Source organism: Paenibacillus sp. FSL L8-0708 (assembly GCF_038009325.1).
GTDB lineage: Bacteria > Bacillota > Bacilli > Paenibacillales > Paenibacillaceae > Paenibacillus_AQ > Paenibacillus_AQ odorifer.
On record NZ_JBBPBC010000001.1, the window covers coordinates 5,533,711 to 5,550,893 of the forward strand.

General features: G+C 45.4%; 17 protein-coding genes. 5 read left to right on the forward strand and 12 right to left on the reverse strand.

Annotation, left to right across the window (positions count from 1 at the left end; genetic code table 11):
- Window positions 1-85: 85 nt before the first annotated feature.
- The 3 genes from NYE58_RS26375 to NYE58_RS26385 form a co-directional block, all read right to left on the reverse strand.
- Window positions 86-1,093 (reverse strand): sensor histidine kinase, encoded by a 1,008-nt coding sequence (locus tag NYE58_RS26375; protein WP_341003414.1) that lies wholly within the window; start codon window positions 1,091-1,093, stop codon window positions 86-88.
- Entirely contained in the window at window positions 1,090-1,791 is a 702-nt protein-coding gene (locus NYE58_RS26380) for a response regulator transcription factor (RefSeq protein ID WP_076218901.1), read from the reverse strand. The genes NYE58_RS26375 and NYE58_RS26380 overlap by 4 nt, the downstream gene beginning before the upstream one ends.
- 162 nt (window positions 1,792-1,953) lie before the next feature.
- Window positions 1,954-2,406: a C40 family peptidase gene (locus NYE58_RS26385; RefSeq protein WP_218640451.1), complete on the reverse strand. Its 453-nt coding sequence runs from the start codon at window positions 2,404-2,406 to the stop codon at window positions 1,954-1,956.
- A gap of 447 nt (window positions 2,407-2,853) precedes the next feature.
- On the opposite strand from NYE58_RS26385, the gene NYE58_RS26390 reads away from it, so the two are divergent.
- Window positions 2,854-3,480 carry a hypothetical protein gene (locus NYE58_RS26390; protein WP_341003416.1) on the forward strand — a complete coding sequence of 209 codons (627 nt, stop codon included), beginning with the start codon at window positions 2,854-2,856 and terminating at the stop codon, window positions 3,478-3,480.
- A gap of 602 nt (window positions 3,481-4,082) precedes the next feature.
- Here NYE58_RS26390 and NYE58_RS26395 read toward each other — a convergent pair.
- Window positions 4,083-4,877 (reverse strand): TIGR00266 family protein, encoded by a 795-nt coding sequence (locus tag NYE58_RS26395; RefSeq protein ID WP_038572584.1) that lies wholly within the window; start codon window positions 4,875-4,877, stop codon window positions 4,083-4,085.
- A 300-nt stretch (window positions 4,878-5,177) separates the two neighbouring features.
- On the opposite strand from NYE58_RS26395, the gene trhO reads away from it, so the two are divergent.
- Complete coding sequence (gene trhO, locus NYE58_RS26400; protein ID WP_076217940.1) at window positions 5,178-6,074, forward strand: oxygen-dependent tRNA uridine(34) hydroxylase TrhO; 897 nt, start codon at window positions 5,178-5,180, stop codon at window positions 6,072-6,074.
- Between the two features lie 255 nt (window positions 6,075-6,329).
- On the opposite strand, the gene NYE58_RS26405 is transcribed toward trhO, so the two are convergent.
- From NYE58_RS26405 to NYE58_RS26425, 5 genes are all read right to left on the reverse strand, one after another.
- Complete coding sequence (locus tag NYE58_RS26405) at window positions 6,330-7,001, reverse strand: YitT family protein (RefSeq protein ID WP_076130250.1); 672 nt, start codon at window positions 6,999-7,001, stop codon at window positions 6,330-6,332.
- A gap of 315 nt (window positions 7,002-7,316) precedes the next feature.
- Window positions 7,317-7,817: a Crp/Fnr family transcriptional regulator gene (locus NYE58_RS26410; RefSeq protein WP_076217941.1), complete on the reverse strand. Its 501-nt coding sequence runs from the start codon at window positions 7,815-7,817 to the stop codon at window positions 7,317-7,319.
- A 175-nt stretch (window positions 7,818-7,992) separates the two neighbouring features.
- Entirely contained in the window at window positions 7,993-9,921 is a 1,929-nt protein-coding gene (locus tag NYE58_RS26415) for a PTS fructose transporter subunit IIABC (protein ID WP_076277387.1), read from the reverse strand.
- Between the two features lie 38 nt (window positions 9,922-9,959).
- Window positions 9,960-10,871 (reverse strand): 1-phosphofructokinase, encoded by a 912-nt coding sequence (pfkB, locus tag NYE58_RS26420; protein WP_076184203.1) that lies wholly within the window; start codon window positions 10,869-10,871, stop codon window positions 9,960-9,962.
- A gap of 117 nt (window positions 10,872-10,988) precedes the next feature.
- On the reverse strand, window positions 10,989-11,753 hold the full coding sequence (locus NYE58_RS26425; protein WP_339244350.1) for a DeoR/GlpR family DNA-binding transcription regulator: 765 nt from the start codon (window positions 11,751-11,753) through the stop codon (window positions 10,989-10,991).
- Window positions 11,754-12,004: 251 nt separating this feature from the next.
- On the opposite strand from NYE58_RS26425, the gene NYE58_RS26430 reads away from it, so the two are divergent.
- The 3 genes from NYE58_RS26430 to NYE58_RS26440 all read left to right on the forward strand — a co-directional run bounded on the left by NYE58_RS26430 (window position 12,005) and on the right by NYE58_RS26440 (window position 15,272).
- Window positions 12,005-12,277 (forward strand): hypothetical protein, encoded by a 273-nt coding sequence (locus NYE58_RS26430; RefSeq protein WP_076130246.1) that lies wholly within the window; start codon window positions 12,005-12,007, stop codon window positions 12,275-12,277.
- A 190-nt stretch (window positions 12,278-12,467) separates the two neighbouring features.
- Window positions 12,468-13,577 (forward strand): AI-2E family transporter, encoded by a 1,110-nt coding sequence (locus NYE58_RS26435; RefSeq protein WP_341003420.1) that lies wholly within the window; start codon window positions 12,468-12,470, stop codon window positions 13,575-13,577.
- A gap of 136 nt (window positions 13,578-13,713) precedes the next feature.
- A protein-coding gene (locus NYE58_RS26440; protein ID WP_340917237.1) for an IS3 family transposase occupies window positions 13,714-15,272 on the forward strand; the annotation gives its coding sequence in 2 pieces (ribosomal slippage) (window positions 13,714-14,347 and window positions 14,347-15,272; 1,560 coding nt in all).
- 90 nt (window positions 15,273-15,362) lie between these two features.
- Here NYE58_RS26440 and NYE58_RS26445 read toward each other — a convergent pair.
- The 3 genes from NYE58_RS26445 to rnhA are packed head-to-tail and all read right to left on the reverse strand — an operon-like array spanning window position 15,363 to window position 17,167.
- Window positions 15,363-15,767 carry a hypothetical protein gene (locus NYE58_RS26445; RefSeq protein WP_036683006.1) on the reverse strand — a complete coding sequence of 135 codons (405 nt, stop codon included), beginning with the start codon at window positions 15,765-15,767 and terminating at the stop codon, window positions 15,363-15,365.
- A 30-nt stretch (window positions 15,768-15,797) separates the two neighbouring features.
- Window positions 15,798-16,466, reverse strand: a complete 669-nt coding sequence (gene ung, locus NYE58_RS26450) for a uracil-DNA glycosylase (protein ID WP_341003422.1) — start codon at window positions 16,464-16,466, stop codon at window positions 15,798-15,800.
- A gap of 44 nt (window positions 16,467-16,510) precedes the next feature.
- The gene (gene rnhA, locus NYE58_RS26455; RefSeq protein WP_076184205.1) at window positions 16,511-17,167 is read right to left on the reverse strand and encodes a ribonuclease H; all 657 of its coding nucleotides are present in this window, start codon (window positions 17,165-17,167) and stop codon (window positions 16,511-16,513) included.
- Between the last annotated feature and the right edge of the window lie 16 nt (window positions 17,168-17,183).

Sequence of the window (17,183 nt, forward strand, 5' to 3'; positions counted from 1 at the left end):
GTGTTACCTCTCCTTCTTTCGACTGGATTGCCTTCATTATACAAAGTGTACACATAGGTTGCTATTTCTGAAACTTACAATGCCCTTACACATTTGTAAGGTTTGTTATATCCTGCTCCCTAAATACAATCCGCACGGTGGTCCCGCTTCCTTCTTCGGAACGGATACTCACCTCATGTCCAAGCTTGCCGCAGATCTGCTTCACGAGATATAAACCCATCCCCGTAGATTCCTGAAAGGTTCGTCCATTCACCCCGGTAAAATATGCATCGAACACGCGCGGCAGATCTCCTGCTGGTATGCCTACTCCTTCATCCCGGATCTCAAGCACAGTCTGCTTATCTTCCGTGACCATCCCGTGGAAAAAAACATGTTTGCCTTCTTCAGTCGTATAACGTACAGCGTTCGTAATCAGCTGCGTAAGGACAAAAGTGAGCCATTTTTCATCCGTGGTTACGGTAATCTGCTCATCTATTTGTATAGCTGGAAATACTCTTTTTCGAATAAAAAGCCGCTTCTGCTCAGAGGTCACACCACGTACGATGGTCTCCAGATTCAGCCGTTCCACATAGAAATCGTGCTCAAAAGTATCCAGACGGGCCGTATAAAGCACGGTATCCAGTCCTTTTTTCAGACGATCCAGTTCATCACCAATTGCCGTAAAAGGAGGGCCATCCTTATCCTGAATGATCAGATGAATGACAGACAACGGCGTCTTCATGCCATGTACCCATTGATTAATAAAGTGAATATGTTCTTCTAATTTGTGGCGGTAGCTGTGCAAATCATTTTTGTAGAGGCGGAATTGCGACCCCAGTAAACCTCGCAAGCCTACGGCTAGCGGAGAATCCTGTGTAGGGCCACCTGCCTCATCGAGAGAGGAGGGCGTAGTCTCCAAACGTTCATAAAACGTGCGATTGGTGACGTAACGGTAAGCGAGGTAGCCAATCAGTAGACAAGTGCTGAGCAGCGCGGCATATAAACTTACATTCAGACCGCTGCCTCCATCCAGCCGGTACACTAATGTGATCAGGACTAGCTGGGCTAGATAGACCACAATCAGGGGGAACTGTTCCCGTAATAACAACTTCATTCCTCATCCCCCCAATTCGGAATCAAACGATAGCCTTGACCGCGCACGGTTTGTAGTCCATCTGTGATAGCGAGAGCGGCAAGTTTTTTGCGTACACGTGTAACATATACATTTAAGGTATTTTCATCCACGAAGGCTTGATCATCCCAGATTTTTTCGAGCAGCCTGTCCCGGGTAACGATGACGCCTGATTTTTGCATTAGCTCATCTAGTATCTTGGCTTCCGTGTGGCTTAAGTCCACTTTAGCTTCGCCTCGGGTAAGGATTAGCCGCTCTACATCCAGCGTCATTCCGGCAACGTTTAGTGTGCGTTCATTATTCCCACCGGCATAGGTGCCGTAGGCGCGCCGCAGCTGACTTTTGATTTTGGCCATCGCGATTTCGTAATCAAAAGGCTTAGTGATATAATCGTCCGCTCCATTTTCCAGCGCCATTACTTGGTCCATTTTGCCATCGCGGGCAGATATAAAAAGAATAGGGCAGGTTGAAATTCCGCGAATCTGGCGGCACCAGTAATAACCATCGTATTTTGGCAAATTAACATCAAGGAGTACCAGATGTGGCGTGAACGCCTCAAACTGAGTGCGGACCTGCTCAAAATCACTCACCGCCTGCGTTTCATATCCAAACTTATGTAAATAATCCTGCAGCAAAGCCACAAGTCCACGGTCATCTTCTATAATAAATATTTTGAACATATCATGCCTCCGGTCCAGCCTTAACAATATAAGGGGGTCTGCCAAATAATATATACACCGTGCATAGGGTTAGTCAAATCGGAAGGAAGAAAAAAGAACCCATGAAGCTCCTGTTTACGGCACCTTCTAGGTTCTTGGATAAGTTAGGTTTAAGGATATCAACTAGTCCCATTGTTTCTTCTGAATCCCGGCAAGAACTCTCTCTACAGATGCCCAGCCGATAAGTTCTGGTTGGCTCCAGCCCGGAGCAGCTTGCAGATGGCAAATTTCCATGTAGTGATCTATCCTAACTATATCCCAGGCATGAATGGCCTCGCCATTCCCAAAGGCCAAAGCTACATGCCCCCAATCCTTAAGCTCACCGTCTACCAACCCTGAGCAAGCATAAAAAACAAACGCGCCAGCTGGCGGAGCCCCGGTATTCTTGTGCGCATCGTACAGCTCTGCGGATTCGCGTGCATCGCTGCCTCCCCACATTTCAATTCCATTGCTTCTTTCATAGGCATCTTCAACAAAAGCAAGACAACGCAGCGGATACTCCTGCGACCCCAGCCGCTCCTTAGCCCAACTAATGGCACTCTCAATTTCCTTGCCAAATTCCACGTCCATTACCAATATACATTCCTCCAAAGTACGAAATAGTGTTGAACACATCATACCTGAACCAGCTACTTATGAGCTGGTATTATATAGTTATCAATTAAACTATCCCAATTGTACCTGAGTGGTCATCTACTTCGGCCAACCATTACTTAAAAAACATAAAAAACCGTAAATGAGCATAGCTCATTACGGCTCTAACAAACTATAAATTGGTTTAAAGATACAGGAGTGGTGGTGATAGTGTAGTAGTGGTGGTGGTAGCAGTAGTAGTAGTAGTAGTAGTAGCGATAGCGGTAGTGGAGGACAATGTAAAGTTGATATTGCAGACGCCGAACGGTGATATCCCATCGAACATAAGTAACTTATTGCTTGTTGGAGTAGCTCATCTGCGGGATTTATACCGTACATCTGACCGTATACGCTCGATCGGCTTCATTCTGCGGGATTTATACCGTACATTTGGCTATATATGCTCCATCGGCTCCATTCTACGGGATTTATACCGTACATCTGACCGTATACGCTCCATCGGCTCCATTCTACGGGATTTATACCGTACATCTGGACGTATACGCTCGATCGGCTCCATTCTGCGGGATTTATACCGTATTTGGCTATATATGCTCCATCGGCTCCATTCTACGGGATTTATACCGTACATCTGACCGTATACGCTCCATCGGCTCCATTCTGCGGGATTTATCCCGTACATCTGACCGTATACGCTCGATCGGCTCCATTCTACGGGATTTATACCGTACATCTGACCGTATACGCTCTATCGGCTCCATTCTGCGGGATTTATACCGCTCATCTGACCGTATACGCTCGATCGCCTTCATTCTGCGGGATTTATACCGTACATTTGGCTATATGTGCTCCATCGGCTCTATTCTACGGGATTTATACCGTACATCTGGCCGCAACTGCTCCACCAGCTTCATTCTGCGGGATTTATACCGCTCATCTGACCGTATACGCTCGATCGCCTCCATTCTACGGGATTTATACCGTACATCTGACCATATACGCTCCATCGGCTCTATTCTACGGGATTTATACCGTACATTTGACAGTGTCGAGTAAATCAAAGGCAATTCTGCCCTTCTTTCGCACCACACTAGCTAATACGTGCAAATCAAAGGCATTATTGCCCTTCTTTCGCGCCACACTAGCCAATACATACAAATCAAAGGCAATTTTGCCCTTGTCTCACACGATACTAAACCTTTACAGCAAAACAAGGGCATTTCTGCCCTTGTTTCACCACACCCTATAGCGCCACCGCTGAAACGACGCGTCCTCTTGTAATGTTGTATACCTCGTATGTTCCACATTTCGCACGCTCTTTGCTTCATATGCTCAGCATTTCCACGCTCACTCCACGTTTCGCACGCTCTGCTTCATATGTTCAGCTTTTCCACGCTCACTCCACATTTCGCACGCTCTTTGCTTCATATACTCAGCATTTCCACGCTCACTCCACATTTCGCACGCTCTTTGCTTCATATACTCAGCATTTCCACGCTCACTCCACATTTCGCACGCTCTTTGCTTCATATGCTCAACATTTCCACGCTCACTCCATATTTCGCACGCTCTCTGCCTCATCTACTCAGCACTTCACACGCTCACTCCACATTCTATATATCCTCTACTTCCACGCTGTGCAATGCGCTCACGCAGACTTATCTACCATCCAGCAAATTGCCTAGTCCGCCAAGCACGCTTCCTTCTTCTTTCCGACCGCTGTTGCCGGCAGCGGACAGGATGCGATCGGCCATTCGGCTGAATGGCAGCGACTGTACCCACACCTTGCCGGGTCCGCGCAACGTTGCGAAGAACAGGCCTTCGCCGCCGAACAGCGCGGTTTTGACCCCTTTTACAAACTCAATATTATAATCCACCGAAGACGTCATAGCGACTAGACAGCCAGTGTCCAGCTTAAGCGTCTCTCCCGGTTGAAGTGTGCGTTCCATAACATAACCACCAGAGTGTACAAATGAAAGTCCGTCACCCTCCAGCTTTTGCATAATAAAACCTTCACCACCAAAAAAGCCGGTACCCAGCTTACGCTGAAATTCAATACCGATTGAAACGCCCTTTGCCGCGCAAAGGAATGAATCCTTTTGACAGATGATTTTTCCACCGTATTGCTGCAGGTCGAGCGGGATGATTTTGCCTGGGTACGGAGCAGCAAAGGTGACACTTTTACGTCCATAAGAACCACTGTGTGTAAAGACGGTCATAAACAAGCTTTCACCTGTCAACAGACGTTTGCCCGCGCCCATCAGCTTCCCCATCAAGCCACTTCCACGCGAGCCTCCGCTGCCGTCGCCAAATATCGTCTCCATTGTTATTTCCTGATCCATCATCATGAAGCTCCCGGCTTCGGCAATTACACTCTCTCCTGGGTCAAGCTGCACCTCTACACACTGTATTTCCTCACCCATAATGGCATAATCAATCTCATGAGCACTCATCCCGCAGTTCCTCCTTATAATTAAAGTCAACATGTGACTTATGAATGAAAATATATACGTGCATTGCGATTCACGGTTTCGCTAATCCTAACTATCCATGAAAACCGCATATATTCAGCAAAAAAATCAACCAGAGGTTCTGGCTGACCTTAATCCGGTATCCCTGAAAAATGTTATTTATACCAGCTTTCTTCAGGTTACTGTACCATATCTCTTGTCAATACTTGATAATATGTTACAATACTTTTTATACTTAAATGTTTATTTAGTAGTCTAATTCTAATGATAAAGGTGAAATGAATGAATCCACAATCGGAATATGCAATTCTGCTATACTATAAATTTGTAAAAGTGCCGGATGCAGAACAATTCGCCCAGGAGCATTTGGCTTACTGCAAAGAGCTTGATGTAAAGGGACGAATTCTCATCTCAGATGAAGGCATTAACGGAACACTATCAGGTACGGTTGCCCAAACCGAGCAATATATGAAGGATTTGCGCGCAAACCCTCTGTTTAGCGATATCGTCTTCAAGATCGATGAGGCTGAGGGTCATGCCTTCAAAAAGATCTTCGTTCGTTATAAAAAAGAACTCGTGACGTTCCGGGTCGAGGATGAACTGGACCCTAACGTGATTACCGGAAAGCATCTGGCGCCTAAAGATTTCTATGAAATGATGCAGCGCGACGATGTGGTGATTCTGGATGGTCGTACCGGTTACGAATTCGATCTTGGTCATTTCCGCGGCTCCATCCGCCCCGAAGTAGACAGCTTCAAAGAATTCCCGGACTGGATTCGCGAGAATATGAGCGACCTTAAGGATAAACCAATCCTGACCTACTGTACAGGCGGGATCCGCTGCGAGAAATTAAGCGGGTTTATGATGAAGGAAGGTTTTGGACAGGTGTACCAGCTGGATGGCGGCATTGTGACTTACGGTAAAGACCCTGAGGTACAGGGCCAACTGTTTGATGGAAAATGTTATGTCTTCGATGAGCGGATTTCCGTACAGATTAATCATACCGACGGGGATATCGTTGTCGGACGATGCCATCACTGCGGTCAGCCAGCTGACCAATTTATCAATTGTGCTAACGATGCTTGTCATCTTCAGCATATTTGCTGTGAGGACTGTGAAACACAGCACAGTGGTCATTGCTCGGACGAATGCGAAGCTATCACGAATGCTGTGGGCTAAATAAAAGGACAAGCTGGCCGCAATTGTTTCAACACGATTCAAAGACGAGCACTAGTGAGTCTTAAGTTAACTAAAAGGTGGCGTACAGGATTTTCACTGTACGTCACCTTTTGTTATGAGCGAAACGTCCGAGCAACGCCCCTAAAGACTACACCCTTTAAATTACGTCATATCCAGCAAAAAAAAGTCAACCAGAAACTCTGGCTGACCTTAAATGTAGTATATCCCCGAATAAGCTGTTTATACCAGCCTTCTTCACATTACCGTACCATCATGCGGTTTACGTAGTGTAGATTGAATCTTTGGCGCCTTCACTAGCTTTGGTTTGCCTAAAGAGGTTGTAAAGGTGATCACATAGCCGGCTACGACTACTGCCATCACTGTATACATCGTTTCTTTAACAGGCATATAAAAGAGTGATAGTGCCAGAACGATTACATCCATCATGATGAATACCGTACCTACTTTGATTCCCTTCCATTCACTAACCAGCAGCGACAAAATATCGTCTCCACCGCTAGCCCCGCCACTCCGCAGGATAATTCCCGCTCCTAAACCTGTCAGTACGCCGGACAAAAGAGCTGCTAATGCCAAATTGTCCTGCAAGTTGATGACCAAACCGGAATAACGTTCCATGAGACCATAGAAGATTGTAAAAGCTCCTACAGAAACAAAAGTGTTGCACACGAACGCTTTCCCTTTGAACATCCATGCTATCAAGAGTACTGGAACGTCTAGAAGCAGAGTTGAAATCGAAGGTGAAATTCCTAATACGTATTTGCCAAGCAGCGATAATCCTACGAATCCGCCTTCTGACAAATGATTCTGAAAATTGATGTGATAATAAGTAAATGCAAGCAAAAATGTTCCAAACAAAATGACTGTCAACCGGAGCAGTACATTCACTCCGTAATTGTGGTTCCTCATACAGGTCTCCCCTTATCGTATATGGCGGCTAGACGTCCCACCAACCTCTACGACGGGTAAAACCGGAGGTATTGCTCCTTCGCATATATATACTCCTTCCCCTCGCAGAGGCGGTTCGTCAAGTAACAACGGTTTACGCACCTTCTACAGGGAAGCTAAGTATAAGACAGATCATAACGTTTCCAAATCGTCCTTTGGGGAATCGTCCTTCGGGGACACATGGTATCCTGATCCTTTCTCTAATTTGATAAGTTCTGTTTACATTATACCACGGAGCCACCCTACTCTAAACAGTTTGCCAGAAAAAAGCAGGAATCACTCTGTACTCCGCAGCAAACGGTTGATTGTTTCACGTCTTACACCGATCAATTGTCCTATTTCTTCCTGGGTCAATAACTCTGTTAGCGCTGCGCCATGAGAGTAGTCATTAAACCAGCGGGTTAGCAATTCCATACGTTCTGCAGGCGTACCTACAGTAAGATGATCCAGCCGTGTCTGCATAAACCGTACCTTCTCCTGAAGCAGTCTGGCGATTTCCATCGCTTGACCAGAATCCTCCCGCAGCTGTTGATACCATTCTGCTGATGGAACTGCCTCCACCTCGCTCTTCATCATCGCAACTGCCGTTCCATGCGCCTCCTTTGGCGAAATGAGTGAATGATGGGGAACCATCTCACCGGGATACAGGATGTTGAATAACACCATGTTCCCATTCTCATGAAGTCTTGTGACCTTGAACAGCCCGCTTTTTACCTTAAATAAAAAATCACAGCTGTCTCCTTGGCGGAACAAGACTTCCCCCTTATGTAATATCATCTCGCTCGCTCCTTTTCCTTCTGATTATATATATTTTCAATTATATAAAATTAAACCTCATTTATGGAGATAAATCTACCTATGGGCGAGGAGGCGGGTGATTAAAATCCATGCAAAAACTGCTGGACACCAGAATGAAAATTCTGGCACCCAGCAGTTCAATTTGCTTATAAAGTTACTTTGCTTCAAGCGGTTTCTTCCATAATCCGAGCATCAATCCGGAGATGACCGAACCGATCAGAACAGCTAAGAGGAACAACAGCGCGTGGCTTGAAAGGGCAGCTACAAAGATCCCGCCATGCGGAGCCGGCACGTTGATATTCCAAAGCTGTGTAAGACCTCCAGCAACGGCCGAACCAAGAATACAAGAGGTTAGGACACGAAGCGGATCGGCTGCGGCGAATGGAATGGCCCCTTCCGTAATGAACGATAAGCCCAGCACATAGTTCGTTAAGCCTGATTTACGTTCTTCTTCTGTGAATTTATTCTTAAAGAAAGTAGAAGCCAGTGCTATTGCAAGTGGAGGCACCATCCCCCCCGCCATTACAGCAGCCATCATGAAGCCGTTGGTATTGCCACTGGTAGTGAATACACCGATGGCAAAAGTATAAGCAGCTTTATTGAAAGGTCCACCCATATCTATGGCCATCATGCCACCGAGAACCAGACCCAAAATAACAGCATTAACAGTTCCAAGATCATTAAGCCAATCAATCAGCCCTACATTGATCCAGCTAAAGACCGGATCAAACAGGTAATACATCAATCCACCGGTAATTAGAAGCCCGAATACCGGATATAACAGGATCGGCTTCAGTCCGTCAAGTGTTTTAGGCAGACCTGCAAATACTTTACGTAGTCCGATAATTACATAACCCGCCAAGAAACCAGCAGCCAGCCCGCCGAGGAACCCAGCGTTGGAATTCAAGGCCATGTAACCCCCAACCATACCTGGCATCAGAGCCGGACGATCACCAATGCTAAGCGCTATAAATCCAGCAAGGACTGGAATTAGGAAATGGAAGGCACCATCTCCACCACCAATTGTCTGCAGTAACTGGAACAGCGGATGATCTGCTCCACCTACTTGTTCAATCAGGAAGGAGATTGCTAGCAGAATACCGCCACCGACTACAAACGGGAGCATGTGGGAGATCCCATTCATTAAGTCCTTATATATTTTACTGCCGATACTGCCAGATTTCTCTTTAGACCCTTCGTCATTGCCACCGCGACCTTCATTGTGATAGATCGGCGCTTCCCCATTCATAGCTTTACGAATAAGCTCTTCCGGCTTACGGATGCCATCACTTACAGGTCTTTGCAGTACAGGCTTACCGTCAAAACGGGCCATTTCCACCTTTTTATCAGCTGCAACAATTACACCGCTTGCACGCCGAATCTCATCAGGGGTAAGTACGTTTTTGGCCCCTTCTGAACCATTCGTCTCTACACGGATATTAACTCCCATTTCCAGAGCTTTTTTCTTAAGGGCATCTTCAGCCATAAAAGTGTGTGCAATGCCTGTAGGACAAGCAGTTACAGCTACGACAAAAGCTTGGGAATCCGGGTTGCCCACGATTACACGTTCAGGCTCTGACTTCGCGGCAGTTTCAGCAGCTTCGTTCTCTTTCTCCTTAGCTTCACCTTCCGCCTGCTTGGCATCAAACAAAGCGGATACCTCGTCAGGAGTCTGAGTATTCATAAGCTGTTCAATGAACTCGCTATCGATCAGTAGTCTGGACAATGAGGCCAGTGTACGAAGATGCATATTGCCTGCTCCTTCTGGAGCGGCAATCATAAAGAAGATACGTGCAGGCTCATCATCAAGGGATTCAAACTCCACTCCCTTTGCGCTCTTAGCAAATACAACCGTCGCTTCATTAACCGCTTTAGTCTTAGCGTGCGGCATTGCAATGCCGCCGCCAATCCCAGTGCTGGACTGCTCTTCGCGCTTCAGAATCATCTCTTTAAAAAGGATCGGATCATTAATTCGGCCACTTGCAGCAAGACTCGCAATCAATTCATCAATTGCAGCTTCCTTAGTTGTAGCTTTTAGATCCATGATCATCGTTTCTTTTATCATTAAATCCGTTATTCTCATCATGCTCAACTCCCTTAAGTACTTTGAATGCTGTCGGCTTACACTTCTGAGATTTGGATCAGCGGTCTCAGCTGTTCAATGAATTCTCTGTCCGCTAAGTCATCAGAGAATGCGGTTGCACTGCCCGAGGCAACGCCTGCACGGAACGCCTCCAACAAGTCTCCTGTCAAAGACAGTGTCCCTACAAAACCAGCGATCATGGAATCTCCTGCACCTACAGAATTTTTCACTTTACCTGATGGTGCGTTGGCGTGGTATACCCCTTGCTCCGTAATGAACAAAGCCCCTTCACCCGCCATGGAAACCAGTACATTTTTCGCTCCTGCATCCAGCAGCTTGCGTCCATAAGTAATGATCTCTTCCCTCGTATCTATGGTTACGCCGAATAGCTCTGCGAGCTCATGATGGTTCGGTTTAACCAGCAATGGCTGATACGCCAGCGCTTTTTGAAGTGCAGCACCGGTAGTGTCAATGACGAATTCCGCTCCGCTCTGTTTGCACACAGCTATAAGCTTGTCATAGAAATCTGCACCCAGTGATGGGGGAACGCTTCCCGACAAAATCACTACATCCTCCGCGTTCAGGGCAGCCAGCTTTTGCAATAGTGCATTGGCTTCAGGATCATGAATGACGGGTCCAACACCGTTAATCTCCGTTTCCTCTCCATGCTTGAGCTTGATATTAATCCGCGTATCATCAGAAACAAACACGAAATCGCTTGAAATTGACTCTTCGTGTAACCAATCCTCAATATATCGGCCGGTGAAGCCTCCAAGGAATCCCATAGCCTTATTCTGAACCCCAAGCTGATTAAGCACTCGGGATACGTTAATCCCCTTCCCTCCCGGAAGCTTCAAATCACGTTTCATCCGGTTCAAGTCACCCAGTCTCAAATCTTCCACTTCCACGATATAATCAATGGAAGGATTAAGCGTTACAGTATAGATCATGATTATCCCTCAATTATGTTGGTTTTCTAAGCCATAGATTACCGATCACAAGTACGGCATCTGTAATTTCTCCAAACGATCACACGGTAATTCATAATTGCTTATCCTATATAAAATTTATACCAGCGTGAAATCCACACCCAATTGCGTGATCTCACGGATGAATTTGTCAGACGCTCCTGAATCTATAATGCAATGATCCATTTCCGTCACATCTGCAACCTTGCTAAAGGATATCTGCCCCAGCTTACTGTGATCTGCCAGTAGAATAACTTGCTTGGCGACTGCGATCATTTTGCGTTTTGTAGCTGCCTCTAACATGTTCGGAGTTGTGATGCCTTCCCGCAAATCCAGTCCATTAGTGGCAAGAAAAGTTTTATCTACTCTCACCATATCTAAGGAACGTTCTGTCATCGGTCCAACAAAAGCCATCGTATCCGGGCGAAGCATACCGCCTGTAATTGAGACTTCGATATTGCGGCAATCCCGCAGCTCATTCAGCGCCATAATCGAGTTCGTAATGACTTTGATATTCGAAAAGTTCTTCAGCTCTCTGGCAATCTGCAGTGTTGTTGTTCCTGCATCAAGCAGTATTGCGTCCCCCTCCTGAATCATCTCCACGGCCTTACGGGCAATCCGTTGCTTCTCATCCAATAAATGGTCTTCCTTATCAGGATAAGCCGCTTCAAAATTGACGCTCTGCAGGGAAACCGCTCCGCCATGAGTACGCTTTAATAGCTTGGCTTCTTCCAGCTCCTTCAGATCACGGCGCACAGTAGACTCAGATACGCCCATTTCCTGACTTAGCTCCTGTACAGAAGCTCTGGAGTTCTTTTCCACAAAAAGCACGATTTTTTGTTTTCTCTCTTCCTCAAACATCATCGTGGCTCGCTCCTTTATGTGACAGCGCGACCTATGCAATTCCTTGCGCTCATCTATGAATTTTATTGACCGTTAATCGATTATATATGACCGTTATTGATCGTTTGTGCTCGTTTATGATTTTAACAGCGTTTTCATCCTGTGTAAAGTGCTAAAAAGAGACAGTGCAAAATTACATCCGAATTGCCTATCTCATATGCGGCATTTATAACATATTAATAATACATACCGGGAAAAGCGGGTGATCAGAAATGGCCAATGGAAGAAACAGCGGGAGAAATAAAGGCAACAGCAATGCTAATAAGAATGGGACCACCAATAACAATAATCCAGTGGAATCCGCAGAACTTAGCGCTGAGGATTATGAGATCATCGCAGCTGGACTTGTAGCGTTAGGTGAGATTTTTTCCTTTTTATCTCTTGTTAAAGCAAGACAAGTTACCAAAGAAACCGGAGGCGAAGATGTAGTTCCTGAAATCTTCACTTTATCCACTAGAAAATCTCATAGACGAAAGTCAAGATAATCTGTGAAAAAGCAGAGAAATAGTTATATCCCCTTGTTAAATTGCGAACTTTTTACTTGGCGTAACCTTTGTAACTAGAACCTCTATATGGGTATGCCAAGAACTACCTAAAAGGAATTGCCCGCTTTTGAATCAATACTTGTAAATTAGGGTTATTAAACTACATAGACATAAATTTGAATTTTGGGGGATGTTTTTATTGCCACAACAGAAGTATTTTCGGACAAGCCTTGCTATTATCGCCTTTTTACTGATTTTGTACTTAGGCTCCAAAGTAATGTTTCTCTTCGCCCCACTGGGTGCCATTTTCAAATTATTACTTGTTCCCATGATGTTATCAGGGTTCATGTACTACCTGCTGCGTCCGTTAGTAAGAATCCTTGAGAAAAGAAAATTAAACCGGGCGTTCTCCATCCTGCTCATTTATTTTCTGATTGCCGGCTTGTTCATTCTCTTCTGGATTCTAGTCTGGCCGACACTGCAAGAACAAATTCAGAACTTTATTGATAACACTCCTTACCTCGTGCAAGGTTTGCAGGATCAGTTCAATGCATTGAGGGAGAATCCGACACTTTCGCGTTTTTTCAAAGGGGATTCCGACGTCGCAGCCCGTTTATCAGAATTTCTTAGCGATACTATTACCTGGGTTACCAATTCCATGTCCAATTTGATTGGCGTTGTTTCCAGCATTGTAGTGTTAATCGCAACTTTGCCCATCATTCTGTACTACATGCTAAAAGATGACTATAAGCTATCGCCTAAACTTCAAGGCTTAATTCCGAGAAAATATCGTAAGGAAGGGCAAGAGATGTTTGGAGATATCGACAGCGCCTTAAGCAGCTTCATCGTCACACGCGTGGTGCTAAATGTCGTACTCGGTATTATGTTATATATAGGGTTCCTTATCATCGGACTGCCTTACTCCCTGTTGCTCGCCGTAATTTCAGTGCCCCTTAACTTCATTCCATATGTGGGATCATTCTTAGCAGCGATTCCGGTAATTATAGTGGGTTTCATTGAATCACCGACGATGGCCATATGGTCCCTGGTTGTAATCTTCATTGCCCAGCAGATCCAGGATAATGTACTCTCACCGATTATTTACGGAAAATCATTGGATGTTCATCCACTGACTACGGTCATCCTTGTCCTTATAGGTGGAGACTTCTACGGTATTATCGGAGTTCTTATTGCGCTCCCTGTTTATATGATTATAAAAATTGTTTTCCTGCGCGTGTATGAGATTATTATTGCAGACCGGATAGATGAAACTGAGCCTATCAAAAAAGAGGAGCTATAACGGTTGTAATCTACTTCGTGAACGGGCGGAGCTTATCTATAAAATAAAAAAGGGTACGTCTCCAATCACTGATATGCTCCCCATATAGTAGACAGGTGAAATAATAAAAACCTGTCGCTGTATGGGGAGCATTTTTATGGAACAAAAGAAGTTTACAGCACTGGAAAAGTTAACGATTCTCCAAGAAATTGAACGGGGCGACATTGGTTTGAAAACTGCGGCCCGGAAGTATGGAATATCCAAAAACTCATTAGTGAAGTGGCGGCAACGTTATCAATTGTATGGATACGAAGGGCTGGAAGTCCGAAGCTACAATCGTACATATTCTGCAGAACTTAAACTCCATGCCGTTAAGGACTATCTCGAGGGAGGATTATCGCAAAACCAAATCATCTGCAAGTATAAGATTGCAAGTTCAACCCAACTCGCCAACTGGATTAGGAAGTATAATGGTCATAGCAACAGCTTAACAGCTCATTCAGGAGGAACTAAAGCTATGACCAAAGGACGCGTAACCACTTGGCAGGAACGGATAAATATCGTGCTGTACTGCCTTTCGAACAGAGAAGACTATGCGAAGACGGCAAGCCATTTTCACGTGTCTTACCAACAAGTATATAGCTGGGTAAAGAAGTACGAAGCTGGTGGTGAAGAGGCGTTACGAGACGGTAGAGGACGCACTAAAGCGCCTGAAGAACTTACGGAAGCAGATCGCCACAAACTCGCGATGCAAAAGCTGGAATACGAGAATGCACGCCTGCGTGCGGAGAATGCTTTTCTAAAAAAGTTAGAGGAACTCGAAAGGAGGAGGCGTTAAGGACCATTCGCCAGGTGAACATCTACCTGGCCATTCAGGCCGTTCAGCAGGAACAGTCTTGCTCCATTCGGCTTTTGTGTGACATCGCAGGGATTTCACGGTCAAGTTATTACAAATGGTTGAATCGCAAACCCAGTTCTCGAGAGGCTGACAACGAGAAACTGACAGAGGCTATGCTCCTCTTGTATGAGAAGGTGGAACGAACCTTTGGGTATCGCCAATTGACCCTGCATTTGCGCAGACAAATGGATAAATCTATTAACGCAAAGCGAGTGTATCGGCTGATGAGATGCCAAGGCATCCAGTCAGTCATCCGCAGAAAGAGAAAGAAGTATGTAGGCTCCACACCTCAGCAGGTTGCAGAGAATGTGCTGAACCGTAATTTTGAGGCTGAAGCTCCAAACCAAAAATGGGTAACAGATGTAACGGAATTCAAATACGGCAACGGCAAGAAGGCGTATTTAAGTGCAATAAAAGATCTGTATGACAAGTCGATTGTTGCTTACGTTCTGGGTCATTCCAATAATAATTCGCTAGTTTTTAACACACTGGAATTAGCTTTGAAGGCAGCACCGGAGAGCCGAACCTTACTCCATAGCGACCGTGGTTTTCAGTATACATCTCTGCATTTTAAAAAGATGCTGGACGATGCAGAACTGAAGCAAAGCATGTCCCGAGTAGGCTGCTGCATTGACAATTCGCCGATGGAATCCTTCTGGGGAACATTGAAATGTGAGAAGTACTACTTACATACCTACCAGACCTTTGAAGAACTCCAAACAGATATTGATACCTACATTCATTTTTACAATAACGAACGGTTACAGGCAAAACTAAACGGCCTCAGTCCCATTGAATTTAGGACTAAGGCCGCTTAAACTACTTTTATTTTTTTTGCTGTCTACTTGACGGGGTGCAGTTCATCACTCGGAGTCGTACCCTTTTTTATTCTTTACAGGTGCCTGAAATCACCCTCGTAAAGAACGAACTACAAAGATGTGATTGCCCTTCATCAGGTTTTGGCCGTTCTGAAGAGTAACTGAACCTTTCGTATGTGAGGTAATAATCGTATTAAAGGCAATAAGCTGATCTTCTTTCCAGACGCTAACCGCCGATTTAAAATACACTGCATTGTCAAATTGCTGCCGATCCCTCATCACATAACCCACGGAATGGAGAACTGGAGGCAGCGCTCTTTCTTTTGGAGCCAGAGCCTTAATAACAACAATATCCCGAAACGGCACAGCAATTTCCTGATGGCCAATCACCGCCACCGATGCGGAAAGGTCCCATTTGCGCAGGATTCCCTTCATAATGGTATAAGGTTTCTCTCCGCAGTACATTATAACGGGTTTACCTACCCAATGCTTCATAGCTACCTCCCCTTCGCATCACTCCATAAATTATAAGTCCGGAATGAACCAATCTATTCCTGCCAACCCCTGCGACTCTAAAAATTGGTTGGCCTTTGAGAACGGACGACTGCCAAAAAATCCACGATGCGATGAAAGTGGGCTTGGATGAGGCGATTGCAGCACCTTATGCCGGCTTTGGTCGATGAAGGCGCCTTTTTTCTGCGCATGACTTCCCCATAATATAAACACCATGGGCGTAGATCTTTCATTTAGCTTTTGCATAATAGTGTCTGTGAATGTCTCCCAGCCCAGACCTTTATGCGAACCAGCCTCACCCTCACGTACCGTCAGCACGGTGTTCAGCAACAACACTCCCTGCTCTGCTAAGTGCAGTAAAGAGCCGTGGTTCGGAACAGGCACACCGACGTCCTCTTTCAGCTCTGCATAAATATTGCGCAGTGACGGAGGGATACGTACCCCCGGATTGACAGAGAAGCTTAGTCCGTGCGCTTGTCCGGGACCATGATAAGGATCTTGACCTAAAATAACTACACGGGTCTCCTTATAAGGCGTTAATTTCAATGCTGTGAACAATAATTCTTTTGGCGGATAAACGGTATGTTCCTTATATTCTTGTGTTAGTGCGTCCATTAATTTTAGAAAATAGGGCTTTTGCATTTCATCCTGCAATACCTCATCCCAATCGTTGCCAAACATCCCCAAACTCCTCCTTTAACCGAAACCATAGCGATATAGCTTTTTTATTTCCGACCATAATCCGCTTTGATCTCGCCCCACTCTTTGGTCTGCCACTTGAGCACCTTATTGTCATATGTATTGGTTTGCAACCAACGCTCTGCCCGATCAATAAGCACCCAAATTTCCTCTGTTGAAGAATCGCGCGGCAAGGTTGTTGCCACCTTCTTCTGCTTCACCCACTTCATTGCATTTACTGAATCACTGTAGACCGTTTTATCGCTTCCCTCTTTCTTCAACAACGCCAAGGCATGAACAATCGCTAAAAATTCGCCTAAATTATTAGTGCCCTTTTTGATCGGACCACAGGAGAAAATGATATCTCCCGTTTGTGTATCTACACCCTTATATTCAACAGGCCCCGGATTACCACGAGTCCCCACATCTACTGAAATACTGTTGTAATCAATCTCCTCAGAGGTCTCTACTGTAGCACTGCGTTTAAAAGAACTTGTCCCCTTAGACTTTGCTGCTCCAGCTGCCCCTGTTCCCCAATTCCCCTTCCAGCCCGCTTTATATGCCGCATCAGCTGCTGCTTTAGATTCATAGGATTTATATTTTGCACCGGTATAATGATCTGTCTGTGCCTGGCATTCTGCCCAAGTGCTATAGACTCCCGGTTGTTTACCTTCCCAGACTACATAATATTTCTGTTTGGCCATGGATAATGCTCCTTTT

Bases quoted from the DNA above. Each gene is read 5' to 3' on its own strand.
- NYE58_RS26375 (WP_341003414.1), bottom strand. From the start codon at position 1,093: ATGAAGTTGTTATTACGGGAACAGTTCCCCCTGATTGTGGTCTATCTA.
- NYE58_RS26380 (WP_076218901.1), bottom strand. From the start codon at position 1,791: ATGTTCAAAATATTTATTATAGAAGATGACCGTGGACTTGTGGCTTTG.
- NYE58_RS26395 (WP_038572584.1), bottom strand. From the start codon at position 4,877: ATGAGTGCTCATGAGATTGATTATGCCATTATGGGTGAGGAAATACAG.
- trhO (WP_076217940.1), top strand. From the start codon at position 5,178: ATGAATCCACAATCGGAATATGCAATTCTGCTATACTATAAATTTGTA.
- NYE58_RS26405 (WP_076130250.1), bottom strand. From the start codon at position 7,001: ATGAGGAACCACAATTACGGAGTGAATGTACTGCTCCGGTTGACAGTC.
- NYE58_RS26410 (WP_076217941.1), bottom strand. From the start codon at position 7,817: ATGATATTACATAAGGGGGAAGTCTTGTTCCGCCAAGGAGACAGCTGT.
- NYE58_RS26415 (WP_076277387.1), bottom strand. From the start codon at position 9,921: ATGAGAATAACGGATTTAATGATAAAAGAAACGATGATCATGGATCTA.
- pfkB (WP_076184203.1), bottom strand. From the start codon at position 10,871: ATGATCTATACTGTAACGCTTAATCCTTCCATTGATTATATCGTGGAA.
- NYE58_RS26425 (WP_339244350.1), bottom strand. From the start codon at position 11,753: ATGATGTTTGAGGAAGAGAGAAAACAAAAAATCGTGCTTTTTGTGGAA.
- NYE58_RS26430 (WP_076130246.1), top strand. From the start codon at position 12,005: ATGGCCAATGGAAGAAACAGCGGGAGAAATAAAGGCAACAGCAATGCT.
- NYE58_RS26435 (WP_341003420.1), top strand. From the start codon at position 12,468: ATGTTTTTATTGCCACAACAGAAGTATTTTCGGACAAGCCTTGCTATT.
- NYE58_RS26445 (WP_036683006.1), bottom strand. From the start codon at position 15,767: ATGAAGCATTGGGTAGGTAAACCCGTTATAATGTACTGCGGAGAGAAA.
- ung (WP_341003422.1), bottom strand. From the start codon at position 16,466: ATGTTTGGCAACGATTGGGATGAGGTATTGCAGGATGAAATGCAAAAG.
- rnhA (WP_076184205.1), bottom strand. From the start codon at position 17,167: ATGGCCAAACAGAAATATTATGTAGTCTGGGAAGGTAAACAACCGGGA.